The organism is Flavobacterium johnsoniae (assembly GCF_030388325.1).
In the GTDB taxonomy this organism is placed as follows: domain Bacteria; phylum Bacteroidota; class Bacteroidia; order Flavobacteriales; family Flavobacteriaceae; genus Flavobacterium; species Flavobacterium johnsoniae_C.
In genome coordinates this window covers 1,694,458-1,719,492 of sequence record NZ_CP103794.1, presented here as the reverse complement: position 1 = coordinate 1,719,492, position 25,035 = coordinate 1,694,458, and the positions used below count along the sequence as shown (strand labels likewise).

General features: G+C 32.2%; 25 protein-coding genes and 1 riboswitch. Of the genes, 14 read left to right on the top strand and 11 right to left on the bottom strand.

The window, feature by feature from the left end; translation table 11 throughout:
* Positions 1–106 precede the first annotated feature (106 nt).
* A complete protein-coding gene (gene tsf / locus NYQ10_RS07590; protein WP_289879688.1) occupies positions 107–1,069 on the top strand; it encodes a translation elongation factor Ts in 963 nt (320 codons plus the stop codon).
* Between the two features lie 208 nt (positions 1,070–1,277).
* Here tsf and NYQ10_RS07585 read toward each other — a convergent pair whose 3' ends face one another.
* Entirely contained in the window at positions 1,278–3,395 is a 2,118-nt protein-coding gene (locus tag NYQ10_RS07585) for a M3 family metallopeptidase (RefSeq protein ID WP_289879687.1), read from the bottom strand.
* Between the two features lie 170 nt (positions 3,396–3,565).
* Here NYQ10_RS07585 and NYQ10_RS07580 point away from each other — a divergent pair, with 170 nt between their 5' ends.
* From NYQ10_RS07580 to NYQ10_RS07530, 11 genes are all read left to right on the top strand, one after another.
* Positions 3,566–4,237, top strand: a complete 672-nt coding sequence (locus NYQ10_RS07580) for a queuosine precursor transporter (protein ID WP_289879686.1) — start codon at positions 3,566–3,568, stop codon at positions 4,235–4,237.
* Between the two features lie 93 nt (positions 4,238–4,330).
* Entirely contained in the window at positions 4,331–4,768 is a 438-nt protein-coding gene (locus NYQ10_RS07575) for a lipocalin family protein (protein ID WP_289879685.1), read from the top strand.
* A gap of 72 nt (positions 4,769–4,840) precedes the next feature.
* Positions 4,841–5,404 (top strand): DNA-3-methyladenine glycosylase I, encoded by a 564-nt coding sequence (locus NYQ10_RS07570; RefSeq protein WP_289879682.1) that lies wholly within the window; start codon positions 4,841–4,843, stop codon positions 5,402–5,404.
* Positions 5,405–5,511: 107 nt separating this feature from the next.
* Positions 5,512–5,608: riboswitch (TPP riboswitch) on the top strand.
* A gap of 65 nt (positions 5,609–5,673) precedes the next feature.
* Positions 5,674–5,880, top strand: coding sequence for a sulfur carrier protein ThiS (gene thiS / locus NYQ10_RS07565; protein ID WP_289879680.1), 207 nt, complete (start codon positions 5,674–5,676; stop codon positions 5,878–5,880).
* 135 nt (positions 5,881–6,015) lie between these two features.
* A complete protein-coding gene (gene thiC / locus NYQ10_RS07560; RefSeq protein WP_289879678.1) occupies positions 6,016–7,839 on the top strand; it encodes a phosphomethylpyrimidine synthase ThiC in 1,824 nt (607 codons plus the stop codon).
* 87 nt (positions 7,840–7,926) lie between these two features.
* A complete protein-coding gene (locus NYQ10_RS07555; protein WP_289879676.1) occupies positions 7,927–8,538 on the top strand; it encodes a thiamine phosphate synthase in 612 nt (203 codons plus the stop codon).
* Positions 8,496–9,248, top strand: coding sequence for a hydroxymethylpyrimidine/phosphomethylpyrimidine kinase (locus NYQ10_RS07550; RefSeq protein ID WP_289879675.1), 753 nt, complete (start codon positions 8,496–8,498; stop codon positions 9,246–9,248). Before NYQ10_RS07555 ends, NYQ10_RS07550 begins: the two co-directional genes overlap by 43 nt.
* Positions 9,241–9,879 (top strand): thiamine phosphate synthase, encoded by a 639-nt coding sequence (locus NYQ10_RS07545; protein ID WP_289879673.1) that lies wholly within the window; start codon positions 9,241–9,243, stop codon positions 9,877–9,879. The genes NYQ10_RS07550 and NYQ10_RS07545 overlap by 8 nt, the downstream gene beginning before the upstream one ends.
* Positions 9,860–10,636, top strand: coding sequence for a thiazole synthase (locus NYQ10_RS07540; protein WP_289879671.1), 777 nt, complete (start codon positions 9,860–9,862; stop codon positions 10,634–10,636). The genes NYQ10_RS07545 and NYQ10_RS07540 overlap by 20 nt, the downstream gene beginning before the upstream one ends.
* A gap of 156 nt (positions 10,637–10,792) precedes the next feature.
* Positions 10,793–11,941, top strand: coding sequence for a 2-iminoacetate synthase ThiH (gene thiH, locus NYQ10_RS07535; RefSeq protein WP_289879669.1), 1,149 nt, complete (start codon positions 10,793–10,795; stop codon positions 11,939–11,941).
* A 67-nt stretch (positions 11,942–12,008) separates the two neighbouring features.
* Positions 12,009–12,719, top strand: a complete 711-nt coding sequence (locus NYQ10_RS07530; protein WP_289879667.1) for a HesA/MoeB/ThiF family protein — start codon at positions 12,009–12,011, stop codon at positions 12,717–12,719.
* Here the strand turns inward: NYQ10_RS07530 and NYQ10_RS07525 are convergent.
* From NYQ10_RS07525 to NYQ10_RS07510, 4 genes are all read right to left on the bottom strand, one after another.
* Positions 12,716–13,510 carry an MOSC domain-containing protein gene (locus NYQ10_RS07525; protein ID WP_289879664.1) on the bottom strand — a complete coding sequence of 265 codons (795 nt, stop codon included), beginning with the start codon at positions 13,508–13,510 and terminating at the stop codon, positions 12,716–12,718. The genes NYQ10_RS07530 and NYQ10_RS07525 overlap by 4 nt on opposite strands.
* A 2-nt stretch (positions 13,511–13,512) precedes the next feature.
* Positions 13,513–14,157, bottom strand: a complete 645-nt coding sequence (aat, locus tag NYQ10_RS07520) for a leucyl/phenylalanyl-tRNA--protein transferase (protein WP_289879662.1) — start codon at positions 14,155–14,157, stop codon at positions 13,513–13,515.
* Positions 14,158–14,264: 107 nt separating this feature from the next.
* The gene (locus tag NYQ10_RS07515) at positions 14,265–14,636 is read right to left on the bottom strand and encodes a DUF3127 domain-containing protein (protein WP_276175265.1); all 372 of its coding nucleotides are present in this window, start codon (positions 14,634–14,636) and stop codon (positions 14,265–14,267) included.
* 34 nt (positions 14,637–14,670) lie between these two features.
* A complete protein-coding gene (locus tag NYQ10_RS07510) occupies positions 14,671–15,546 on the bottom strand; it encodes a flavin reductase family protein (RefSeq protein ID WP_289879660.1) in 876 nt (291 codons plus the stop codon).
* 160 nt (positions 15,547–15,706) lie between these two features.
* Between NYQ10_RS07510 and NYQ10_RS07505 the strand changes: the two genes are divergently transcribed.
* On the top strand, positions 15,707–16,858 hold the full coding sequence (locus NYQ10_RS07505; protein ID WP_289879657.1) for a sensor histidine kinase: 1,152 nt from the start codon (positions 15,707–15,709) through the stop codon (positions 16,856–16,858).
* Positions 16,859–16,914: 56 nt separating this feature from the next.
* On the opposite strand, the gene NYQ10_RS07500 is transcribed toward NYQ10_RS07505, so the two are convergent.
* Together NYQ10_RS07500 and greA are read right to left on the bottom strand one after the other, a co-directional pair.
* The gene (locus tag NYQ10_RS07500) at positions 16,915–17,304 is read right to left on the bottom strand and encodes an HIT family protein (RefSeq protein WP_289879655.1); all 390 of its coding nucleotides are present in this window, start codon (positions 17,302–17,304) and stop codon (positions 16,915–16,917) included.
* Positions 17,305–17,353: 49 nt separating this feature from the next.
* Positions 17,354–17,830: a transcription elongation factor GreA gene (gene greA / locus NYQ10_RS07495; RefSeq protein ID WP_026728641.1), complete on the bottom strand. Its 477-nt coding sequence runs from the start codon at positions 17,828–17,830 to the stop codon at positions 17,354–17,356.
* Between the two features lie 157 nt (positions 17,831–17,987).
* On the opposite strand from greA, the gene NYQ10_RS07490 reads away from it, so the two are divergent.
* On the top strand, positions 17,988–18,404 hold the full coding sequence (locus NYQ10_RS07490) for a hypothetical protein (protein ID WP_289879654.1): 417 nt from the start codon (positions 17,988–17,990) through the stop codon (positions 18,402–18,404).
* Between the two features lie 3 nt (positions 18,405–18,407).
* Here the strand turns inward: NYQ10_RS07490 and NYQ10_RS07485 are convergent, their stop codons facing one another.
* The 4 genes from NYQ10_RS07485 to NYQ10_RS07470 form a co-directional block, all read right to left on the bottom strand.
* Entirely contained in the window at positions 18,408–21,080 is a 2,673-nt protein-coding gene (locus NYQ10_RS07485; protein ID WP_289879652.1) for a carboxypeptidase-like regulatory domain-containing protein, read from the bottom strand.
* Positions 21,081–21,263: 183 nt separating this feature from the next.
* Entirely contained in the window at positions 21,264–22,007 is a 744-nt protein-coding gene (locus NYQ10_RS07480) for a GLPGLI family protein (protein WP_289879650.1), read from the bottom strand.
* 83 nt (positions 22,008–22,090) lie between these two features.
* Positions 22,091–22,315 carry a hypothetical protein gene (locus NYQ10_RS07475; RefSeq protein WP_289879648.1) on the bottom strand — a complete coding sequence of 75 codons (225 nt, stop codon included), beginning with the start codon at positions 22,313–22,315 and terminating at the stop codon, positions 22,091–22,093.
* Positions 22,316–22,632: 317 nt separating this feature from the next.
* A complete protein-coding gene (locus NYQ10_RS07470; protein WP_289879646.1) occupies positions 22,633–24,795 on the bottom strand; it encodes a TonB-dependent receptor in 2,163 nt (720 codons plus the stop codon).
* Positions 24,796–25,035 lie beyond the last annotated feature (240 nt).

The following is a 25,035-nucleotide window of genomic DNA, read 5'->3' as shown; positions in this document are numbered from 1 at the left end:
ATCCAACCAGAATTAAAAACGTTATGTTGATAATTTATTAAAATTGGAGTTTGGGATTTAAAAGCTGGAATTTTTTACTTTTAAACACATTAAAACTTAAAATATTATGGCAACAATTACTGCTGCAGACGTAAATAAATTAAGACAATCTACAGGTGCCGGAATGATGGACTGTAAAAAAGCTTTAGTTGAAGCTGAAGGAGATTTCGATAAAGCTATCCAAATTCTTAGAGAAAAAGGACAAAAAGTTGCTGCTAACCGTTCTGACCGTGAGTCTTCTGAAGGAGCTGCTGTTTCTTTTATCAATGCTGACAACACTAAAGGAGCTATCATCACTTTAAACTGCGAAACTGACTTCGTAGGTAAAAATGAAGCTTTCGTAACTTTAGCTAAAGATTTAGTTGAAAGAGCTATTAATTTCTCTTCTAAAGAAGATTTCTTAGCTTCTGATTTCAACGGAATCACTGTTGCTGAAAAATTAATCGAGCAAACAGGTGTTATAGGTGAGAAAATCGAAATCGGTGGTTTCGAAATTTTAGAAGGTGCTTACGTTGGATCTTATGTTCACGTTAACAAAATTGCTGCTTTAACTGCAATTTCTGCTCCAGTGGCTAACGCTGAAGCTTTAACAAAAGACGTTTCTATGCAAGTTGCTTCTATGGGAGCTGATACTTTATCTTACAAAGATTTTGATCCTGCTTTCGTTGAATCTGAACTTGCTGCTCGTATTGCTGTAATCGAAAAAGATAACGAAGAAGCTGCACGTTTAGGAAAAACTTTAAAAAATGTTCCTAAATACATCTCTTTCTCTCAATTAACTCCTGAAGTTATCAAACAAGCTGAAGAAGATGCTAAAGCTGAATTAAAAGCTGAAGGAAAACCAGAGCAAATCTGGGACAAAATTCTTCCAGGAAAAGTACAACGTTTTATTTCTGACAACACTACTTTAGATCAAGAAAAAGCTTTATTAGATCAAAACTTCATCAAAGATGACAGTAAAAAAGTTGGTGATTATGTTAAAGGATTCAATGTTGAAATCACTGGTTTCAAAAGAGTAACTTTAGGTTAATCTATAATTATTTCAATATAAAAGCCCTGAATTTTACAATTCAGGGCTTTTTTTGTTATTCTATAAACTGGACTGATCCCGAAGCCTCGGGACAGCTCTACAATATAATTTGTTCCATTCGGAACTACTAAATAAGAACTGCAAAACAATTCAAAAAAAATCCCTGAATAAATAATTATCCAGGGACTTTAATCAGATGTTAATCTTATTATTTCTTAGCCTTAATTGGAAAGTTTCTTGCACGCATTAAAGCATCCGATTTTGGAGCTCTTCCTCTGAAATTCTCATACGCTTTTTCCTGATCAATAGTATTTCCTACACTAAAAACAGTATCGTAAAGTCTTTTTGCAACAGCTTTATCATATGCTCCTTTTCCTTCTGTAAAAGCTTCCCACGCATCTGCATTAATAACATCTGCCCACAAATAGCTATAATATCCAGCAGCATAGCCATCGCTTGAGAAAATATGTCCAAATTGTGGAATACGGTGACGCATCACAATTTCAGAAGGCATATGAAGCGCATCTAACGTTTCTTTTTCAAATTTGTGCGGATCTATTGGTTCTGTTGCTAAATGAAGTTTCATGTCAACTAAAGAACTTGAAATCGTTTCAACAGTAGAAAAACCTTCACCAAAGTTTGATGCTTTTTCAATTCTGTCTACTAAAGCCTGTGGTAATGGCTGATTTGTTTTATAATGCAAAGCGAATTTGTTCAATACTTCTGGAGTTGCCAACCAATGCTCTAATAATTGCGACGGAAACTCTACATAATCTCTCGCAACAGCTGTTCCTGCTAAACTTGGGTAAGTAACATTAGAACATAATCCGTGAAGTGCGTGTCCAAATTCGTGGAATAAAGTCGAAGCATCTTCCCAAGAAATTAAAATTGGTTCGTTTGCAGCTCCTTTAATAAAATTACAGTTATTAGACACAATCGTCAATACATCTCCGTCAAGCTTTTGTTGAGCGCGGTAAGCATTCATCCAAGCTCCAGAACGTTTTCCTGCACGCGCATAAGGATCAAAATACCATAAACCTACAACTTTGCCAGTTACTTTATTGCTTACTTCCCAAACACGCACATCTGGATGATAAACCGGAACATTAGTAATTTGCTTAAAGCTTAAATTAAATAACTCTCCAGCAACCCAAAACATTCCCTCACGTAAATTTTCTAACTGAAGATACGGCTTAACTTCATTTTGATCTAAATCGTATTTAGCTTTTCTAACTTTTTCAGCATAAAAACGGTAATCCCAAGGCTGAATTTTAAAATTTCCTCCTTCAGCATCAACAATTTTCTGCATTTCAGCAACATCTTTACGAACTTGCTCAACAGCTGGTTCCCAAACAGATTCCATTAAAGCCAAAGTCTTTTTAGGATCTTTTGCCATTTTATTAGACAAACTCCAATCAGCAAATGTTGGATAACCTAATAATTTTGCTTTTTGAGTTCGTAATTGCAAAATTGAAACAAGTGTTGCGTTATTATCATTTTCATTTCCGTTATCTCCACGTTTCACAAAAATATCAAACGCTTTTTCTCTTAAATCTCTGCGAGTTGAAAAAGTCAAAAATGGTTCGATTGAAGAACGTGTATTTGCAATACAGCCCATTACATCTAATTTTCTTTCTTTTGCTTCAGCAATTGCAGCATTTTTAACTTCAGCTGGCAAACCATCAAAATCGCTCTCTGTTTTTAAAGCAACATATTGGTTATTCTCTTCTGCTAATAAATTTTGGCTAAAACGAGTAAAAAGCGAAGCCAAATCTTTGTTTATACCTGCAACTTTAGCTTTGTCTGCGTCGTTTAACTGAGCGCCTTGACGTACAAAATTAGTGTAATACAACCATATTAAACGTTGTTGTTCACCTGTAAGCTTGTTTTTATCTTTTGATTTGTAAACCGCTTCAATTCTGGTGAATAATTTTTTATTTTGATTGATTTTATCTGAAAACTCTGAAAATTTAGGCGACATTTCTCTGTCTATTACACTAAACTCAGGACTGCTTAAATTCGATCTGTAAATACCGTAAACAGTCATAATTCTCTCGATTGTTTCTCCAGAACGCTCCAAAGCAACAATAGTATTTTCGAAAGTAGCCGGTTTTGTATTGTTCGCAATAGCGTCTACTTCATTAAGTTTTTCCTGAATCGCAAATTCGATTGCAGGTTTAAAATCTGACACCTTATACTCATTAAAAGCCGGAACTCCGCCATAAGGTCCTGTCCATTTTTTCAGTAGAGGATTATCAGAATTTGTTTGTGCGTTAGACGCAAAAAAGGTTGTACTCATGATAAAAATTGATAATATTTTTTTCATTCTCATTAATTAGATTTAATAACAGAATTAGTAATTGTTTCAAAAATAACTAAAAAGAAAACCAATGAATAATTTTTAACTTTAAACTTGGCGAAAATGCAAATTCAAAAAAACAACTTTCAGTTAAAAAGGAAATAGTTTAAATTTGAAACACTAATATCCAAAATATCATGTTTAAAACTCGAAGAGAAATTGTTTTTGTAATTCTAGCAGGAATCTTTATTACTAACGCAGTTGTTGCCGAACTTATCGGAGGAAAATTAATTCAGATTGGTCCATTTGTAATGAGTATCGGAATTCTACCTTGGCCGATTGTATTTTTAACAACAGATTTAATTAATGAATATTTTGGAGAAAAAGGCGTAAAAAAACTTTCTTTCATAACGGCATGTTTAATTGCTTATGCTTTTCTGATTTTATTTATGGCGATTGTTATTCCTGCAGCAAAAGGGATAAGTCCCGTAAATGACGAGCAATTTCAGGCGGTTTTCGGGCAAAGTATGTGGATTATTGTTGGAAGTATTATTGCTTTTATGGTTTCGCAATTAATTGATGTCAGCGTTTTTTGGTTCTTTAGAAACCGAACAGGACATAAAAAAATATGGCTTAGAACTACAGGATCTACCGTAATTTCACAACTATTTGATTCGTTTATCGTATTAGGAATTGCTTTTTGGCTTCCAGGGAAAATTGATTTTGATACATTTATCTCTTCTGGATTAGTTGGATATACTTTTAAACTAGCCATTGCTATTGTTTTAACTCCAGCAATTTATTTAGGACATCATTTGATTAAAAAGTATTTAGAGAATGATCCTGCGAATAAAAAACTTGATACATAATAATTATTTTGTAAGAAAAATATATCATTTATGTTTTTATTTTTAAAGAAATAAATTACATTTGCTGCTTAATAAATTTTAAATTAAGTAACAATGAAAAAATTAGTGGTATTATTAATGTCAATTGGATTGTTTATATCATGTAGCAGTGATAATAATGAAAATGAAGATATTCAACAAGATACTTCAATTGTAGGTAAGTGGGAACTAACAAAAAGAGGAAATATTTTAAATGGCACAGAACTTCTACTAACAATTACACCAGAAGGCGGATGCAGTAACAATCAAATTGAATTTTTAGAAAATGGAAATTATAAAGAATTACAATACGAATATGCTAATTCGAAATGTAAGGAATATAATAATGACGGAACATGGTCGAAATCAAATAATATTTTAAAAAGTAAAGATATTTTAAACAATGAAATTACTTATGAAATATTAAGATTGAATGAAACAACATTAAGACTAAAAATAACAAAAGGTAATGATAATGCAATTTATGCTCTAACTGAATATGTAAGAAAATAAATTATTGCAATTAACAAAATTAGCCTCAGTTCAAAAAATGAACTGAGGTTTTTTTATATTTGAAAATAAAAAATGGAACCAATAAGATGCGGCTGGTGTTCTTCCAGCGATTTATATAAAAAATACCACGACGAAGAATGGGGAACTCCGGTTTACGACGATCCAACAATTTTTGAGTTTCTAATTTTAGAAACTTTTCAAGCAGGTTTAAGCTGGATTACGATTTTAAATAAAAGAGAAAATTTTAAAACTGCTTTTGACAATTTCGATTATAAAAAGATTGCCAATTATTCTGAAGATAAAATTGAAGAATTAATGCAAAACACAGGCATTATTCGAAATGGGTTAAAAATTAAATCAGCTGTTTCAAACGCCCAGGCTTTTATGAAGATTCAGGAAGAATTTGGAACTTTCTCAAAATACATTTGGAAATTTGTTGACGGAAAACCTGTTGACAATAAACCAAAAACATTAAAAGATGTTCCTGCAACCACTCCAATTTCTGATGCAATCAGCAAAGATTTAAAAAAACGTGGTTTCAAATTCGTTGGCTCAACTGTTATTTACGCGCATATGCAAGCAACTGGAATGGTCAATGATCATATCGAAGATTGCTTTACACGAACGATAAAATAGTCTCAGTTTTCAGTCTCGGTTTACATTTTTAAAAACTTAAAATTAAAGTCTGAAGACTGTAAACTGAAAACTGCGACTGAAAACTTAAAAAAATTACATATATTTGCTTCACACTTTAGGGGTGTCTACAACTTGTAGGCTGAGATTTTACCCTCTGAACCTGATCTAGTTCATACTAGCGTAGGGAAAAGTAAGATGACTTCTGCGCGCATTTCTATGCGTAATTGTAGCCATTCCTAATGTGTAACTATACACTAAACGTAAAAGGAATGGAACTAAAAATCAATCAACAAACCAAACATTTCAATGCTGAATCGCTAAGCGTTCAATCATTGCTCGATCTCGAAATTCCGCACAAACAAAACGGAATTGCCGTTGCTGTCAACAATACTGTTGTTCCAAAAACCAATTGGAACGAATTCCTCGTACAAGAAACTGACGAAATTTTGATCATTTCTGCCACTCAAGGCGGATAAAATCGAAAACGACAATTCCAATTTCATATTGAAACGTAGACGCACTGCTGTGCGTCTCTACAGAAAAACGTTGCGATTAAATACAATCAGAATCAACTTGAACACTTCAAACCTGAAACTTGAAACAAAAATATTATGACTACAGAAGAACAAATATCCAGAACCCCATTTCCGAATTCTAAAAAAGTTTATATCGATGGAGAAATTCATCCTATAAAAGTGGCAATGCGCGAAATTAATCTTAGCGACACGAAACTTTCGAACGGCGGAATTGAAAAAAATCCTCCCGTAACAGTTTATGATACTTCTGGTCCATATACAGATCCGAATGTTGAAATTGATATTCGAAAAGGATTGCCACGCTTACGCGAAAGCTGGATTCTTAACCGAAATGATGTCGAAATTTTAAACGAAATAACTTCCAATTATGGCTTAAGCCGATTAAAAGATGAAAGCCTAAACCACCTTCGTTTTGAATATTTACATCAGCCAAAACGTGCTAAAAAAGGCGCCAACGTAACGCAATTGTATTACGCTAAACAAGGAATTATTACTCCAGAAATGGAATATATTGCTATTCGCGAAAATCAAAGAATTGAACTTTTAAACGAACAAACCAAAGCTATGCAATGTCAACACAGCGGTCATAGTTTCGGTGCGAATACTCCAAAAAGTAAAATCACACCAGAATTTGTACGTTCTGAAGTTGCCTGCGGAAGAGCCATTATTCCAAACAATATCAATCACCCAGAAAGCGAACCAATGATTGTCGGGCGTAATTTCTTAGTAAAAATTAATGCCAATATCGGAAACAGCGCCGTGACTTCTAGCATTGAAGAAGAAGTAGAAAAAGCAGTTTGGGCATGCCGTTGGGGCGCAGATACGATTATGGATTTATCGACAGGAAAAAACATTCACGAAACCAGAGAATGGATTATTAGAAATTCTCCAGTTCCAATTGGTACAGTTCCTATTTATCAAGCTTTGGAAAAAGTAAAAGGAATTGCTGAAGATTTAACTTGGGAAATTTTCCGCGATACCTTAATTGAGCAAGCAGAACAAGGCGTTTCTTACTTCACAATTCACGCTGGCGTTTTACTTCGCTACATTCATTTAACCGCAAATCGCGTTACAGGAATCGTTTCTCGCGGCGGATCGATTATGGCAAAATGGTGTTTATTTCATCATAAGGAAAACTTTTTATACACGCATTTTGAAGAAATCTGCGAAATCATGAAACAATATGATGTCGCTTTTTCTTTGGGAGATGGTTTACGTCCCGGTTCAATTGCAGATGCTAATGATGCCGCTCAATTTGCGGAATTAGAAACTTTAGGAGAACTAACGAAAATTGCTTGGAAACATGATGTTCAAGTTTTTATTGAAGGTCCAGGACACGTCCCGATGCACATGATTAAAGAAAATATGGACAAGCAATTAGAACATTGTCATGAAGCTCCATTTTACACTTTAGGTCCGTTAACAACAGATATTGCACCTGGTTACGACCATATTACTTCGGCAATTGGTGCGGCGATGATTGGCTGGTACGGATGCGCCATGTTGTGTTATGTTACACCAAAAGAGCATTTGGGTTTGCCGAATAAAAAAGACGTAAAAGACGGTGTTATTACGTATAAAATTTCTGCTCATGCTGCCGACTTAGCAAAAGGTCATCCGGGAGCGCAATATCGAGATAATGCTTTAAGTAAAGCCCGTTTTGAATTCCGTTGGGAAGATCAATTTAATCTGGCTTTAGATCCAGATACTGCAAGAGAATTTCACGATGAAACACTTCCTGCTGATGGAGCAAAAGTGGCGCATTTCTGTTCGATGTGCGGACCAAAATTCTGTTCTATGAAAATATCTCAGGAAATTAGAGATGTCGCAGCCGCAGAAAAAGGAATGCAAGAGAAATCAGAGGAATTTATTGAACAAGGCAAAGAGATTTATATTTAAGAATGTATTAAGATGTCGGTATTAAGTATTAAGATTTTCAACGCCAAACTCTTAATACTGCCATCTTAATACTTAATACTTTTTGATATGATTGTGATTACAAATCCTTTGTTTATTGAAGATGAAATTCAAGTTCTCCATTCTTTATTTGATGGAGGATTGTCTTTACTTCATATTAGGAAACCTGATTTTTCAGAAGCAGAAATGGCAGAGTTTATTCATCAAATTGATTTAGATTTTAGAGATAGAATCGTGCTGCATAATCATCATGAATTAGCAGAAGATTTTGGAATTTACCGCTTTCATTTTTCTGAAAAAGAAAGAAAAAATAATTCAGATATTCCTGCAAGGTTTCCAGAACCTTGTAGGTATAAATCAACATCAACACATTCTATCGAAGATTTTAATTTACTAGAAAATGATTTTGATTACGCCTTTTTAAGTCCTGTTTTTAAAAGTATTTCAAAAGAAAATTATAATCCAAAACTCGATCTTTTTGAAGCATTAAAATCAAGAACAAATCATAAAACAAAAGCCATTGCCTTAGGCGGAATTGATGCAGAAAATATAAAAAAAACACTTGAAAATGGTTTTGATGATGTTGCCCTTTTAGGAACAATTTGGAAAAACGAAAATCCTTTAAAACAATTTAAACTATGTCAGAAAATCGTCCATTCGTACTTACAATCGCAGGTTTAGATCCGTCTGGCGGTGCTGGAATTTTGGCTGACATCAAGACATTTGAACAGCATAAAGTTTCAGGTTTTGCTATTTCTACCGCAAATACTATTCAAACGGAGAATCAATTTTATGAAATTCAATGGACGGATTTAAGTTTTGTCATCCGTTCTATCGAAACATTATTTTTAAATTATAAAATTACTGTGGCAAAAATCGGAATACTTTCTTCTTTATATGATTTAAGCAGAATTATTTCAACAATAAAATTACTTTCTCCTTCGACAAAAATTGTTTGGGATCCCGTTTTAAAATCGACTACTAAGTTTGAATTTTTGAATATTAAAGATTATTTAGATTTGAATAAAATCATATCAAAAATCGATTTACTGACACCAAATTACAATGAAATCGAAATCCTGTTTCCTGGTTTTATTTCAAAAAAATATTGGAAAGAAAATCAACTTCCAACAAATATTCTCTTAAAAGGCGGGCATAACGAAACTGCCATTGGAACGGATCTTTTATTTCTAAAAAATGAAATTTTAGAATTGTTTCCATCCGATAAAAAATGCTTTGAAAAACACGGTTCAGGCTGTGTACTTTCTTCTTCAATTGCATCAAATTTAGCTTTAAATCAAACTATCACAGAAGCTTGCAAAAACGCAAAAATCTATATTGAAAACTATCTTAATTCAACTTCAACCTTAACCGGATATCATTATGTATAACAAACTGCAATACATTTCACAAGGCGAAACTATCGAAGAACAATTGTACAATATTCACCAAGCGCTTGATGCTGGATGCAATTGGGTGCAAATGCGATTTAAAAACCACACTCCCAAAGATACTTTCACTTTAGCGGAAGCTGTAAAACCTTTGTGCGAAGAATATCTTGCGAATTTTATTGTAAACGACGATTTACATTTAGCCGAACAAATCGCCTCAGATGGTGTTCATTTAGGTCTAACCGATACCAAAATTGACGAAGCAAGAGCAATTTTAGGCACAACCAAAATTATCGGAGGTACGGCAAATACTTTTGAAGACATCGAAAATCATGTAAAAAACGGCTGCGATTATATTGGTTTAGGACCATTTCGATTTACAAACACAAAAGAAAAATTAAGTCCGATTTTAGGTTTAGCAGGTTATTTTGATATTCTTGAAAAAGTAAAGAAAAACAAACTTCAAATTCCTGTTTATGCAATTGGAGGCATCACATTACGCGACGTAGGTCCGTTGATGGAAACAGGAATTTACGGAATTGCCGTTTCCGGAATCATCACAGAAAGTGAAGAAAGAGAAAAATTGATTCAACAATTAAATGAAAAATTATATGCAAACATCGTTGCTTAACATAGGAAATAAAACTTTTAATTCTCGTTTGTTTTTAGGAACAGGAAAATTTGGTTCGAATGAAGAAATGGCGCAAGCGGTTTTAGCTTCAGAAAGTGAATTGGTTACCGTTGCACTAAAACGCATTGATCTTGAAACAGAAACCGATGCAATCCTTTCGCATTTACAACATTCAAATATTAATTTATTGCCCAATACTTCTGGAGCGAGAAATGCTAAAGAAGCAGTTTTTGCGGCGCAATTGGCGCGTGAAGCTTTAGAAACAAATTGGGTAAAATTAGAGATTCATCCTGATCCAAAATATCTAATGCCCGATCCGATTGAAACTTTAAAGGCAACAGAAGAATTAGCAAAATTGGGGTTTATAGTTCTTCCATATATTCACGCTGATCCCGTTTTTTGCAAACATTTAGAAAGTGCTGGAACTGCCGCCGTAATGCCTTTGGGTTCGCCAATTGGAAGCAACAAAGGTTTAAAAACTATTGATTTCTTAGAAATTATAATCGAACAAAGCAATGTTCCTGTTATTGTTGATGCAGGAATTGGTGCTCCATCTGATGCCGCAAAAGCAATGGAAATTGGCGCAGATGCTGTTTTGGTAAATACCGCTATTGCCGTAGCTGGAAATCCGAAATTAATGGCCGAAGCTTTTAGGGAAGCTGTTATTGCAGGAAGAAAAGCCTTTGAAGCCAAAGTTGCAAATCAGCAAAATTATGCTTCGGCTTCTAGTCCATTGACTTCTTTTCTTTATGAGTAATTTTTTTTCTAACGCAAAGTTCACAAAGTTTTTTCGCAAAGTTCACTAAGCTTTGCGGACTTTTTGTCAAATACAAGAACTCAAAGCTTAGTGAACTTTGCGTATTCTTTGCGCACTTTGCGTTAAAATTTTTTTGCGCTAAAAAAACACAATCACATGAGTACATTCAAATCAATTTTTGAGCAATATAATTGGGATGAAATTCAATCCAGAATTTACAAAACCACATCAAAAGATGTCGAACGAACTTTGTCTAAAACCAAATACAATCTCGATGATTTTTTGATTTTGATTTCTCCAATTGCTCAAAATTATTTAGAACAAATGGCACAGAAATGCCATGAAATCACAAAAAAACGTTTCGGAAAAACCATTCAAATGTATGCGCCTTTATATTTGAGTAACGAATGCCAAAACATCTGTACATATTGCGGATTTAGTTTAGATAATAAAATCAAAAGAAAAACCCTTTCTGATGCTGAAATAAAACTAGAAGCTGAAGCCTTAAAAAATATAGGTTTTGATCACGTTTTATTGGTTACAGGCGAGGCAAATTATACGGTAAATATCAATTATTTTCTAAATGCCATTAATTTAATTAAAGAAGATTTTTCGATTATTTCGGTTGAAGTTCAGCCACTTTCTACAGAAGATTATCATCGTTTGCATGATGCAGGTGTTTATTCTGTTTTGGTTTATCAGGAAACTTATCATCAGGAAGTTTACAAAAAATACCATACAAAAGGCAAAAAATCAAACTTCGATTATCGATTAGAAACTCCTGATCGAATTGGAACAGCAGGAATTCATAAAATTGGTTTGGGGGTTTTATTAGGTTTGGAAGACTGGCGAACGGATAGTTTTTTCAATGCTCTGCATTTAGATTATCTTCAAAAGAGATATTGGCAAACTAAATATTCGGTGTCTTTTCCGCGTCTTCGTCCTGCTGAAGGCATTATTGAACCTAATTTTATTATGGATGACAAAGATCTGACACAACTTATTTGCGCTTATAGATTGTGGAATGAAGATTTAGAAATTTCAATTTCAACGAGAGAAAACGAAAAATTCAGAAACAATATAATTCCGATTGGCGTTACGAGTATGAGTGCGGGTTCAAAAACAAATCCTGGTGGTTATGTTGTCGATCCGCAATCTTTGGAACAATTTGAAATTAGCGATGAACGTTCAGCAGAAGAAATTTCAAAAATCATAAAAAAAGCAGGTTACGAACCAGTTTGGAAAGATTGGCATAAAGCTTATAGTCGAAAGTTGGAAAGTCAAAAGTCAAAAGTCAAAACTTAACTTTAATCTTTCACTTATAACTTTTGACTTTTGACTTTTGACTTTCAAACTTTAAGACTAAAATAAAATGAGCATTATACAAGAATTTCTACGTTACAACAGACAAACCATTCTTCCTGAAATTGGCGATCAAGGTCAGGAAAAACTAAAAAAAGCAAAAGTTTTAGTAATTGGCGCTGGCGGTTTAGGCTGTCCGATTTTACAATATATTGCAACAGCTGGAGTTGGTTTTATCGGAATTATGGATTTTGATTCGATTGAGATTCACAATCTTCATCGACAGATTTTATATACTGAAAATGAAATTGGTCAGCAAAAAGCAATTGTGGCACAAAAAGTAGTTTCAAAACTAAATCCATTGATTGAAGCTGTTGCAATTAATGAAAAATTAACGGCAGAAAATGCATCAAAAATTATAGAACAATTTGATATTGTTGTTGATGGATCTGATAATTTTTCCACTCGTTATTTGGTAAACGATACTTGCGTTAAACTGAAAAAGACTTTAGTCTATGGAAGTATTTTAAGATTTGAAGGGCAAATTGCCGTTTTCAATCATAATGGAAGTAAAAATCTTCGCGATTTATTTCCAGAAATTCCAAATCCAAAAGAGGTTCCGAATTGTAATTTGAATGGTGTTTTGGGAACTTTACCCGGAATTATCGGAAATATGATGGCGCATGAAACTTTAAAATTGATTCTAGAATTACCTACTTTAAAAAATGAATTAATACTTTTTAATACACTAAATTGGAGCTTTACAAAGTTGAATTTCTAAAAAACAACCTCATCGCCAACACTAATAATTCCCGAATTCAAGCTGACAATATTAGTTCCAAATAAAACTGAATTATCAACATTTCTGTATTTACTTAATGTTTTCAGAGGTTCTTTTTTTACAATTCCTTTCTGCGGATCATTATTAACCATAATACATCTTCCGCAAGGTTTTATATTTTTAAATTGAACTTTTCCAATTTTAAAATCCTTAAAATCATCTTCTTCATGAGCACTTTTAGTACTTACAACAATGTTCGGACGAAATCTTTTAATAGTGATTTTTTCTTCTAATTTTTCATTCAAAAAATCAAGGCTTTCTGTTCCAATTAATAAATATGGATATCCATCGGCAAGACTCACATTGAAGGTTTCTTTTAATTTAGAACTTTCATGTTTTCTGTCACCGTTTTTTATAATTTTTACCAATTTACAGTCAAAACCCAATTTATCGCTAAACCATTTTGATGAATTTTTATTGACTTCAAAAACTTCACTTTTATCATCCCAAACTTGCGAATCTATTGCATTTTCAAGATGTTCATTGATTAAAAATTCGTGAGTTTCTCCTTCAAAAACAATTTTAATTTTATCTCCTGAAACTTCAGGATAAAATTGACTCATTTTTGGATATTCTCTCTGTGTAACATGAACATTTTCAGCATTAATAATCATCCAACGGCGATCATTTTCAAAACCCATTTCTTCTGCATTGGCACTTTTTAAGCTAATGCCAGCCAAACTTTTTATCGGATAAATATAGATTTCTTTTACACTGTAAACTGTTCTCATTTTTATTTGCTTTTTAAAATGGACATAAACTCTTCACGATCAATTTCGCGACAGCCAAGACTCTCTAAATGTGGATTATAAACCTGACAATCCAGTAATTTATACTTTTCTTTTTGCAAATGTAATGCTAAAGCAATAAAAGCGACTTTTGAAGCATTTGAAACCTTAGAAAACATGCTTTCTCCGCAAAAAATATTTCCTTTTCCTAAATCAATTCCGTACAAACCGCCGACTAACTTTTCATCTTGCCAAACCTCAACAGATTTTGCAATTCCTTCTTCATTTAATTTGCAATACGCATCGATCATTTCGTTAGAAATCCAAGTTCCGTTTTGCCCATCGCGTTTTATTTGTTGGCAATTCGAAATTACTTCTTTAAAATTTTTATTATACGTTACCTTAAACATTCTTCTATTCAGAATGTTTCTCATGCTTTTTGAAATTATCAGTTCATCAAAAAACAATACCATTCTAGGATCTGGCGCCCACCAAAGAATTGGTTCTCCTTCATTAAACCAAGGAAAAATACCGCTTTTATAAGCCAATTGTAAACGTTCTGAACTTAAATCGCCTCCAATTGCCAAAACACCTTCTTCATCGGCTTCGGTAACTGGTGGAAAAAATAAATCATTAAATAAATAATACATCTTTTTACAATAATCAATGTTGAAAAGTTGAAATAAAAAATTCCAAATCCCAAATTCAGTCGAATGAATTGGAATTTGGAATTTAATATATTACAATTTCTAAATTCTTAGAACGGTAAATCGTCTGGTTCGTCTTCGCTTACATTTGTTGCAGGAGCAAAAGTTTGTGCAGCTGGCATTGGCGGTGCTTGTGTTGGCGCTTCGTTACCTACTCTTTCGATTCTCCAACCTTGAATACTATTGAAATATCTTGTTTCTCCTTGCGGATTAACCCACTCTCTTCCTCTTAAATTGATAGAAACTTTTACTGCCTCTCCTTGTTTATAGCTGCTTAATAAATCGCATTTATCTTGTGTAAATTCGATTAAAATGTGCTGTGGATACTGCTCATCTGTAGTAACTACTAATTCTCTTTTTTTGAATGAAGCACTAACTTGTTGCTCAGGATTAACCACTTTTACTTTTCCTATAACTTCCATCTTCGTTTATATTAATTATTGTTTCTATTCTTCTTTATTTTTTTGCTAAAAGCACTTTCCAAGCCGATTCTACATCGCCATTATCCAAATATTTTTTTGCTTCCAAATGTACTTTTTTCTGGTCATCAGAACTTAAAACTCCTTTCACAGAAAAATTTTCCTTCACAAATATACTAACTTCTTCTTTTGTGGGCAAGACCTCAATATTGCCTAATTTACCTAAATCATTACCATCAAAAACAGCACTTTCTTTTACAAAATCAGGAATCGCATCTACGCCTACTCCTAGTGTTGTCAAGGGTTTTGCTACTTCAAAAAGTCCTTGATTAGATCTTGAATACCAATCTTTTCCTAGCCTTGAAACCAAATCAATTTTATGCTGATCTATTGCTCCATTTTCATCTAAAATAGATTCATGAATATGAATTTTCACAACTTCACACAAAATCAAATTTCCTGCTCCTCCTTCAGTTCCTAACGGAATAATTTGCGTTATCTTGCATTCAAACTGTACCGGAGATTCTTTTACTCGATATGGTTTTACAATATCTGATGGAATTTGTGTTAAACCAGCTTTTATAAATTCATTTACGCCTTCTGCATATTCTGTGCTTGCCAATGAAGTTTGTTGAACTATATCGTAATTTACAACATTTATTACAACTTCACGAGTTTCTTCTGCATTAATCAAAGTGTGCTTTACGGTATTATCTCGAACACGTCTTGACGGTGAAAAAACCAAAATTGGCGGGTTGGAACTAAACACATTAAAAAAACTGAAAGGCGACAAATTCGGAATTCCTTTTGCACTTATTGTACTCGCAAAAGCTATTGGTCTCGGTCCCACAGCACTTTGCAGATAACCTTGTAGTTTTACTGTTGGTATTTCCTTCGGATTGATGCTAATCATAAATTTTTCTTTTTAACCAAACCTCATTTTGGTATTTGCAAAAGTATTGAAATCGTTTAATTAGAAGAAATACTTTTATCGATAAAACTAAAAATCTTTCGGTATACGCAAAATATAAAATGTGTATATTTCGTTATATTTATACTTCAAAATAATTGATATGTCTTTTTCTGAAAGAACAAATACAACCCGCTGGATTATTATTTCGGTTTGCTTTATTATCATTTCTCTAATTCTTTGGAATACTTATACTTTCTTCCAAATATTTAAAATTGAGGAACGCTTAAAAATGAAGCTTTTTGTAAATGCTCAAATTACGCTTGTTAATGCAAATGAAAACACTGATGTAGAACTACCTCTTCAGATTTTTAGCAATAATACCACAATTCCAGGTATTATAATGCTGTATGACAAAGTTGTAAGTGCTAAAAATGTTCCAGACGAAGTACTTAATGATAAGAAAAAAAGAACTGCTTTTTTGAATAAATTAAAAAACGAAAATGAGCCTATTACTTTTGAATATGCGCCTGGAAAATATCAGACTTTATATTATGGAAATTCAGAATTACTGAATAAACTAAAATATTATCCGATTGCTTTAGCGCTTATTATTTTTTTATGCATTGCCTTAATTTATAATTTTTATAAAAGCACAAAAATGGCAACCCAAAATAAACTTTGGGCAGGAATGGCAAAAGAAACCGCGCATCAAATCGGAACGCCTTTGTCTTCTCTGATTGGTTGGGTTGAAATTTTAAAAACAGAAGATATCGATCCTTCTATTTCTACAGAAATAGAAAAAGATATTGAACGTTTGCAAACGATTACTGATCGTTTTTCTAAAATTGGTTCTGTACCTGTTTTAGGACTTTATGATATTGTCGAAGAAACAAAAAATGCATACGAATACTTGCAATCTCGATTTTCTAAACAAGTTGCTTTTTCGTTTAAAGCTCCTGAAAATCCTATTTTCGGCATGATTAATCCGACTTTGCATAGCTGGACTATCGAAAATTTGGTTAAAAATGCTATTGATGCCATGAAAGGAAAAGGAACTTTAGACCTTCAAATTGAGCAAGATGCGCATCATGTAAAAATCAATATTAAAGATTCTGGAACGGGAATTTCTAAAAAACAATTTAAAACAATTTTTGAACCTGGTTTTACCACAAAAAAACGTGGTTGGGGACTCGGACTTTCTTTAACCAAAAGAATTGTAGAAGAATATCACAACGGAAAAATTAAAGTATTAAATTCTGAAATTGGAAAAGGAACTACTTTTCAGATTTCATTAAATAAAAAAGTGCAGTAATAATTTTACTGCACTTTTTATTATCTATTTTGTCAGACTGAGCGAAGTCGAAGTCTTTACAAATTCGATTGAATATCTTTTGCCAAAGCTTCAAATTCTTCTTTAGAAAGAGAAACTTTATTAATAAAACGCATTTCATCCATTTCGTTTAACGGAATCAAATGTACGTGTGCGTGCGGCACTTCAAGTCCAACAACAGCGATTCCGACTCTTTTGCATGGAACAGTTTTTTCTAAGGCCGCTGCAACTTTTTTAGAAAACTTCATTAAACCTAAATACAGTTCGTCATCCATATCAAAAATCTTATCGATTTCTTGTTTCGGAATACAAAGTGTGTGTCCTTTAGCATTTGGATTTACGTCTAAAAAAGCTAGATAATTATCGTCTTCAGCAATTTTATAAGCTGGAATTTCTCCGTTTACTATTTTAGTGAATATTGATGCCATAGTTGATTTTAAATCTTAATAATGTGATTGCTTCGTTCCTCGCAATTACTTAGTCTCTTGAAATTTCTAGAATTTCAAATTTTAAAACTCCGTTTGGAACTGTAATTTCAGCTACTTCTCCAACAGATTTCCCAAGTAAACCTTTCCCGATAGGAGAAGTTACAGAGATTTTTCCTGTTTTTAAATCGGCTTCACTTTCTGCTACAAGCGTATATTTCATTTCCATTCCGTTGCTTTGGTTTTTGATTTTCACATTAGATAAAACCAAAACTTTAGAAACGTCCAATTGAGATTCGTCAATTAATCGTGCATTTGCATAAACTTCTTCTAGTTTAGCAATTCTCATTTCTAATAAACCTTGTGCTTCTTTTGCTGCATCATATTCTGCATTTTCAGACAAATCTCCTTTATCTCTTGCGTCTGCAATATCTTGAGATGCTTTTGGACGCATTACACTTTTTAAATGCTCCAATTCATCTTTTAATTTTTTTAATCCTTCAGCTGTATAATAAGATACTTTACTCATAACTTCATCGTTTATATAAATACAAAAAATCCCATCGCGACGGGATTTTCTTACCACAAATATACTATTATTTTTAATAGTACATAATTATATGTTAATCATATAGATTTCAAATCTAAATAAATTATTTTTGTTTTAACTAATTCTTATTCGAATAATGAAAAAAATCTGGTTCTTTATCGCCTTTACCGCTGTTTTGTTCTCTTGCAGCGACAATAATAGAAGTAACAATAACCCATACATTCCCAATTATTCTATTAATGTTTATTTGGACAATAATCTCCCGACATATAATAATTTGAAATATGTAAGTAATCCTGTGTATGTTCCTAATTATGGAGCAAAAGGAATTATAGTAATGAAAACTGGAGAAGGAACTTACACCGCTTTTGATGCGGCATGCCCAAATCAAGCAATTACGTCTTGTACGGCTATGACAATTAGTGGCATTTATGCGGTTTGTTCTTGCGATAAAGCGGAGTATAATTTATTTACAGGACTTGGAGGAAAAGAATATCCGATGAAACAGTATCGCGCTGAAGGATCTGGAACTGTGATTCACGTATATAATTAAAAATTATAACTTATAAGAAACTGTAAACATAATTGCTCTTGGTAAAATATAAGTTGACTGTTCGCTAATCATGTAATCAGAAAACCTGTTACTGTATTTCTTCTTAATATCAAGTAGATTATTTACACTGAGCTGAAAACCAAAAGGATTATTTTTTTTCTGATAAAATATTGATGTATCTATCATATCATAAAAATTAGATTGATTTCTACTATATGTATTTTTTAGATAATCATAATTGATTTTATAAGTCCAAAACTTAAAAGCTGTAATTTCGAATGAGGAACTAATCGCATCTGTTTGAAAATGTGACTTAGTTAAACCTGAAAAACTACTAAAGCCTTTAGTGTAACCAACGCTAATGTCTGGCCATTTTTTATATGCCGTTTTAAAAATCAAACCTAAATCCTGACTATCTCTTTTGTTAATTGTTGTAATATCATTTAATTTTTGCGAATACTCAAACCAAGATAATCTCGTATTTAACTTTAAATTAAATCGATAAATTCGCTTAGAAACTGAACCATTAAAACCAATATTAGTTTCAGGATTATCTGTCATCACAGGGGTGTTAAATTGATTTATACCGTCTAACTCTACTTCATTGCGAGTGACTTTTGTCTTTTTAGAATAATTCAACATTCCATTCCAAACAATTCCTCGATAAGAGTTCATTTTTGAGTAACGTAAATTGGCTGTATGATATTTTTCGTTTTCTAATAAAGCATTTCCTTTAAAAACAGTATTATAAGACTCTAGAGTATACTTGTCTACTAATTGATTTACTTCTGGAAATCTATTTTCCATTTTATAAGTAAGACTCAAAGTTTCTGATTTATTAAACTCATAATCACTATTCCATTGTGGCTGAAAAAGTGTTTTTGCAACGGTATGTTCATTATTACTTTGAATCGTATTTAAATTATACCTATGCAAATACAAACCGGGCTTATTAACCCATTTTCCTATTCTGAATTTATATTCTAAACCAATATAAGCGTCATTTAATTTGTATTTAATATTGTTGCCAAAACCTTTATCTGAAAAGTCATTAATAGAACCGTCAGTTAATATTTGTTTTTCAGAAGTCTGAAAAGCTGTATATTCATGATTATTCCCTGCAATTGTATACAGATGATTGGCGTTATTAATAATCCAGTAATGCTTAAAAAGCATATCAATGCTATTGGCTTCTGTTTTCTTTATTTGGTTTAAAGTGTAGCTATCGTCTTTTTCCAAAGGTATTAATCCTTGTAAAAAAGGCTGATTTGTAAACCAATTATTTATTGGAGTAATTTTATTATAGGCCTGATTAATTACAAATGTTGTCGTATTGCTATTATTATAACTTTTATGCCATTCGACATACTGCTTTACCGAAATATTATCTGCTTTATTTATAGTTTCAAAAATCGAAGTTCCTAAATTTGTGGTTGAGTTCAAGACACTTTTCAAATCATTTGTGCTTGATTGATATTGTCCGTTGTAATACCATTTTTCTTTATTTGATGGCGAATAATCCAGTTTTATATTTCCAATTCCTAGTACTGCTGTGTTTTTTGCATTTCTGTCTTTATTTTCAAATGCAATGCTGGAATTATTTAAATATTCAATATTGTTTTCAATTCTGGAAGCTATTAAAACTTTAGAAAATATACCATAGCCTGAAACAGAAAGCTTACTTGAAAAATCATGATTAAAATTAAATGCTCCAAATTGCGATTTATTTTTTAAAACATCAGTATTATCACTAGAAAAAGAAGACAAATTAGACAAAGATTTTCTGCCTGAAAGAAAACTGCTTACTCCGCCTCCAAACCGCATTAAATCATCAAATGTAAAAGTGCTTTTACCAATAGAATTGGCATCGCCTATAAAACTCACATTTGTTTTTGGACTATAATAAAACAAAGCCGCATGAGCCAGATAAAAGCCGTTGTCTCCCGCACCAACCTCCGCACCAACTTCTACATCTCCAAAAATAAATTTCTTTTTATCCTCTTTAAGTTTTACATTCATGGCAAGGTCATCACTATCTGAAACCTGTTTCATAAAGCCAACTTCATTAAAATGGTCTATAACCTCAATTTTATCTAATGCATTAGCGGGAATATTTTCTACAGCGAGTTTAGAACCTCCTCCAAAAAAAGATTTGCCTTCGACTAGCATTTTGGTTACTTTCTTACCTTGTACTGTTACTATTCCTTTTTTATCGACCTCAACACCTGGTAATTTCTCTAAGATTTCTTTCATCTTACGTTCATTGCCATTTGCAAAACTATTGACATCAAAAACTAAAGTATCTTTTTTTACGACTATGGGCTTGAACTCATGTTTGATAACAATTTCTTTGAGGTTTTCTCCTGAAGATCTTAACTTAAAATCATAATTTAAAATGTTGCTTTGAGCCTCTAAAACAAAAACTTCTTCGATATAGCCAATATAAGAGACCATAATTTCATATGCTACATTTTTTTCAAGTTCTAATTTATAGCGCCCTTTATTGTCTGAAATGGCAAATTTTAAACTTGCTTTTTCCTGTAGCGGTTTTGCAATGACATTGGCAGATTCTAGAGGTTTTGATGCATCATCGGAAACTACACCGGTAAATACATGTCCCTGAGCAAATGCAATAAATGAATTTAAAAACAAAAAAATCGCAAATAATCTAATCATTTTACACCTTTTAATTTGCTCCGATTACATTGAAGCATATAAAAAAACATAGATCTTCTTATTTTTTTATTAAATACATCTTCTATAATAGAATTATAAGTTTTTTGTTTTAAAATCATTTTTTACAATTGACCTGATAAAAATCTCTAAAAATTACTTGAACTAATTGAAAATTACTTTTTTTTAGTTCTTAGAATATCCCTTAAGCATAAACTCTTTAAAATTATCGTACGTCATATCCTTTCCATCTATTGGCCTTTCTAATTTTTCATCAGACTCAACATTAAAGATTATTTTTGTAGCATAAAAATATGCCATTTCACTCAATTTCCCTTCCAAAACTAATCCTGGTAAACCATCCATTCCTTTAGGCCCAAATGACGAAGGTATCTCTGGAGTAAACCAAACTTCTGGACGAACAATTTTGATTTTATTGTCCTTAGCATTAAATTCTTCACGATACCCAACTGCCTTATAACACCTATACCCATCTATAACTTTTGTTTCTGCTAAAACATCCCATTTATATTCTTCATATGGTAAAATTATATTTAATTTTTCCCCACGAATACTCTGCTGCATAATTTTTATTTTGTTTTTCGTGTCCTTAAAATAAATCCCACTAGCCTGAATTGCCCCTAAACCATAAGTTTTATCATTATCAGCAACTAACTTATCTATTATTTTAAAAACAGAACTAGTCTTATTAAATAACAACTGACATTCAACTAACTCTAAACCATTTGCAATATCATTAATAAATTTTTCTGCTTGAGGAGATTTAAATTTATTATCTCTAGGGGGCATTCTTATTTTATAAATTACTTTATTAACATCACTACTATCAATATTGATTGTTGCTCCATTACAAACAACAATACCTAAAAACAGCATTATTAATTTATATAGGTTTATTTTTTTTTTCATTATTACAATTCTTCAATTTAATTTATCAAAATATTAAGTCAAAATGTCAGGAGAATCTATTAAATAGACCCTCCCGATATTAGTTATCTATTCATACAGGCACTATAAAAAGAATACCAATAATAATCTTCCTCCCATTCAGACATTTCCATCTCAAGTTTTATAGTTGCAATTGTCTCATGCGCAGCTATCGCACAATCTTCAAAAACGACTTTGTCAAAAGAAACTCTTTCATTACTTGTTTCGGTCATTGAAAAACCACTAACAGATAACATCCCTAATAAAGCGGTAAATACTAATTTTTTCATAATTAAATAATAGTTAAAATTTATTAAATATCTTTTTGGTTAACCGTTGTAAATATTCAAAAAAAAAAAAAACATAAGAATAAACTTTAAAAATTAACGAAAAATTAACAAGAATATAGTTTATTAGAAAAAAACCTAAAAGTTTAAATTTCAGATTTTTTGTTTTTTAGAATTTAACTATTTTATGCTAATTAAATAACTATTTTTAATTTTAATTTAACTTTTAAATCAAGAAGATTTATTTGAAATATATATAACAAAAAAAGCTCGAAAGCGTAACTAAACACCTTCGGGCTTTTTTTGTTATTTAGAATATTTTAGAATTTCAAACTTAATCCAATCAAGAAATTTCTTCCTGCTTGCGGATAATAGTACGGATAAACATCCCACATTGCTCCGTTTGAAATATATTTTTTGTTTAAAATATTATTAACCAAAGCTGTAATCGTAATCGATTTAAATATTGTTTTTGGTTTTATTTCATAAGAAGCATTAAAATCGTTTACAAAATAATCGGCCAATTTAGCCGCTGGCAATTCTATATTATTCATGAATTGTTCTCCAACATATTTTTGCAATAATGACAGATATAGTCCTTCAATTGGTTTGTAAACAATTACGTTTCCTGCAATAATTTCTGGAGAATAAGCAATTTTTGTTGTTCCGTAATATTCGCCATCAACAGCTAGATCAACATTTTTGTTGCTACTTAAAGTAAAGTTTGGTCTTAAAGTAAATTTGCTAGAAAGTGCAATTGTTGCATCAACTTCAATACCTAAACGATAACTTTTTTCTGTATTGGCACGAATTGGATTTCCAACATCATCTAATCTTCCCGTCAAAATTAATTGATCTTTATATGCCATATAGTAAACGTTAGAATTCAACTGGAATTTCTCCGAATTGAATCTCCAACCTAATTCATAATCATTTAATTTTTCTGGCTTTACATTTCCGCCCTCATAATCGGTTCTGTTTGGTTCACGATTTGCTCTCGCGTACGAGAAGTATAAAGTGCTTTTTTGAGAAAACGCATAATTTAAACCTGCTTTCGGATTAAAGAAATTGAAATTATCATTTACTAAACCAGTTTCTGCACTATTAGCTTTATAATGTACATTTCTGTATTGCAAATCTCCGTAAAAGCTTAATTGTTCTGTAAATTGATAATTTGCTTTTGCGAAAATATTACCATCCGTTTTTGTTGAAAAATCATCATAATAATGATCTCCCAATTCTGATGTTGAAGCATATCTAGCCCAAATTACTTTTCCGAAATGATCGCCTTCGTATTTATTCCATCCACCGCCTAAAATAACGTCTAAGCCATCTGCTACATATTTTGCAGAAAAAGTAGTTCCGTAAAAATCATTATCTAACCATTTCTGACGTACCAAATCTGTTGTAGTTACTGCTCCAACGGCAGGTAAACCATATTCAGACATTTCAGCATCTTCTTTGTAATTTTCAAAATAACCTTTTCCTTTTGTATAATGAAGCGCAAAGTTTGTGCTCCATTTATCAGAAATAGATTCGCTCCAATGTAACTGATAATGATCTTGATTGTAATTATCCGTTTCATTATCATAATAGCGCGTAACACCAAATTCGTCTGTATATTCTCCCGCTGAATTATATCTGCGGTTTTCACTTAATTTTTCGCTATCAATTCCGTTCCAAGATTGATACGTTTTTTGTGTTCCACCAAAAACTAAAGCTTTAATTAAAGTTGTTTTACCAACATAAGTTCCTTGCAAGAAATACGATTTTAAATCTGCGCTACCGCGATCTATGTAACCATCTGTTTTTATCGCAGACAAACGTCCTGCAATTTCAAAATGATCGTTTAATAAACCTGTACTAAACTTTACTGTATTTTTTAATGTATTGAAAGATCCAGCAGAACTTGAAATTTCTCCAGTTGCTTTTCTGGCATAACTATCTGTCAGCATATTTAAACTTGCACCGAAAGCACCTGCTCCGTTTGTAGATGTTCCGACTCCGCGTTGCAATTGTAGACTTTCTACAGAAGAAGCAAAATCGGGCATATTTACCCAAAAAGTTCCTTGGCTTTCTGCATCGTTGTACGGAATTCCGTTTATAGTTACATTTACACGTGTTGCATCACTTCCACGCACACGAATTCCAGTGTATCCAACACCATTTCCAGCATCAGAAGTTGTTACAACCGATGGAAGATAATTCATCAAAACAGGAATATCTTGACCTAAATTTCTGTATTTAATCTCTTTTTTATCCATATTACTAAAACTCACTGGAGTTTTTGAAGTAACGCGAACTGCAGAAACTAAAACCTCATCAAGAGAATTTACTTTGGTAGAATCTTGCTGTTGCGCGAAAGAAACCAGAGAAAAGAAAATAGAAAATAGAGAAAAGAAAATAGATTTGGTTCTATTAAGATTTTTAACCTTCGAACCTTTGTACCTTGGTGCCTCAGCACCTTTAAAAATAGTTTTCATTCGTAAAGAATTACGAATAAAAGGGGGAATTATTCTTTTGTTAAATTAATAAATGTGTTTCACGACAAGATAAAGTGTGCACGCTCGATAGTGTCGTTTTTCCCTTAGCAACATTACTCGCTCAGGTTCTTTGGGTATGATCTCAGCTCGTTATTTAGAGCACCCCTTTGAGACAGTGCAAATATAAAAAAGTATTAAGATAAATGTATTAAGTATTAAGATTTTTCATTTTTGGATTTC

What these genes read in the sequence shown, in the direction of transcription:
- NYQ10_RS07515 (WP_276175265.1), bottom strand. Translation starts at nt 14,636, where the DNA reads ATGGAAGTTATAGGAAAAGTAAAAGTGGTTAATCCTGAGCAACAAGTT.
- NYQ10_RS07550 (WP_289879675.1), top strand. Translation starts at nt 8,496, where the DNA reads ATGTCAGAAAATCGTCCATTCGTACTTACAATCGCAGGTTTAGATCCG.
- NYQ10_RS07545 (WP_289879673.1), top strand. Translation starts at nt 9,241, where the DNA reads ATGTATAACAAACTGCAATACATTTCACAAGGCGAAACTATCGAAGAA.
- NYQ10_RS07475 (WP_289879648.1), bottom strand. Translation starts at nt 22,315, where the DNA reads ATGAAAAAATTAGTATTTACCGCTTTATTAGGGATGTTATCTGTTAGT.
- tsf (WP_289879688.1), top strand. Translation starts at nt 107, where the DNA reads ATGGCAACAATTACTGCTGCAGACGTAAATAAATTAAGACAATCTACA.
- NYQ10_RS07485 (WP_289879652.1), bottom strand. Translation starts at nt 21,080, where the DNA reads ATGATTAGATTATTTGCGATTTTTTTGTTTTTAAATTCATTTATTGCA.
- NYQ10_RS07540 (WP_289879671.1), top strand. Translation starts at nt 9,860, where the DNA reads ATGCAAACATCGTTGCTTAACATAGGAAATAAAACTTTTAATTCTCGT.
- NYQ10_RS07530 (WP_289879667.1), top strand. Translation starts at nt 12,009, where the DNA reads ATGAGCATTATACAAGAATTTCTACGTTACAACAGACAAACCATTCTT.
- NYQ10_RS07470 (WP_289879646.1), bottom strand. Translation starts at nt 24,795, where the DNA reads ATGAAAACTATTTTTAAAGGTGCTGAGGCACCAAGGTACAAAGGTTCG.
- NYQ10_RS07490 (WP_289879654.1), top strand. Translation starts at nt 17,988, where the DNA reads ATGAAAAAAATCTGGTTCTTTATCGCCTTTACCGCTGTTTTGTTCTCT.
- NYQ10_RS07525 (WP_289879664.1), bottom strand. Translation starts at nt 13,510, where the DNA reads ATGAGAACAGTTTACAGTGTAAAAGAAATCTATATTTATCCGATAAAA.
- NYQ10_RS07575 (WP_289879685.1), top strand. Translation starts at nt 4,331, where the DNA reads ATGAAAAAATTAGTGGTATTATTAATGTCAATTGGATTGTTTATATCA.
- NYQ10_RS07480 (WP_289879650.1), bottom strand. Translation starts at nt 22,007, where the DNA reads ATGAAAAAAAAAATAAACCTATATAAATTAATAATGCTGTTTTTAGGT.
- NYQ10_RS07580 (WP_289879686.1), top strand. Translation starts at nt 3,566, where the DNA reads ATGTTTAAAACTCGAAGAGAAATTGTTTTTGTAATTCTAGCAGGAATC.
- thiS (WP_289879680.1), top strand. Translation starts at nt 5,674, where the DNA reads ATGGAACTAAAAATCAATCAACAAACCAAACATTTCAATGCTGAATCG.
- aat (WP_289879662.1), bottom strand. Translation starts at nt 14,157, where the DNA reads ATGTATTATTTATTTAATGATTTATTTTTTCCACCAGTTACCGAAGCC.
- NYQ10_RS07500 (WP_289879655.1), bottom strand. Translation starts at nt 17,304, where the DNA reads ATGGCATCAATATTCACTAAAATAGTAAACGGAGAAATTCCAGCTTAT.
- NYQ10_RS07555 (WP_289879676.1), top strand. Translation starts at nt 7,927, where the DNA reads ATGATTGTGATTACAAATCCTTTGTTTATTGAAGATGAAATTCAAGTT.
- NYQ10_RS07510 (WP_289879660.1), bottom strand. Translation starts at nt 15,546, where the DNA reads ATGATTAGCATCAATCCGAAGGAAATACCAACAGTAAAACTACAAGGT.
- NYQ10_RS07570 (WP_289879682.1), top strand. Translation starts at nt 4,841, where the DNA reads ATGGAACCAATAAGATGCGGCTGGTGTTCTTCCAGCGATTTATATAAA.
- NYQ10_RS07505 (WP_289879657.1), top strand. Translation starts at nt 15,707, where the DNA reads ATGTCTTTTTCTGAAAGAACAAATACAACCCGCTGGATTATTATTTCG.
- thiC (WP_289879678.1), top strand. Translation starts at nt 6,016, where the DNA reads ATGACTACAGAAGAACAAATATCCAGAACCCCATTTCCGAATTCTAAA.
- thiH (WP_289879669.1), top strand. Translation starts at nt 10,793, where the DNA reads ATGAGTACATTCAAATCAATTTTTGAGCAATATAATTGGGATGAAATT.
- NYQ10_RS07585 (WP_289879687.1), bottom strand. Translation starts at nt 3,395, where the DNA reads ATGAAAAAAATATTATCAATTTTTATCATGAGTACAACCTTTTTTGCG.
- greA (WP_026728641.1), bottom strand. Translation starts at nt 17,830, where the DNA reads ATGAGTAAAGTATCTTATTATACAGCTGAAGGATTAAAAAAATTAAAA.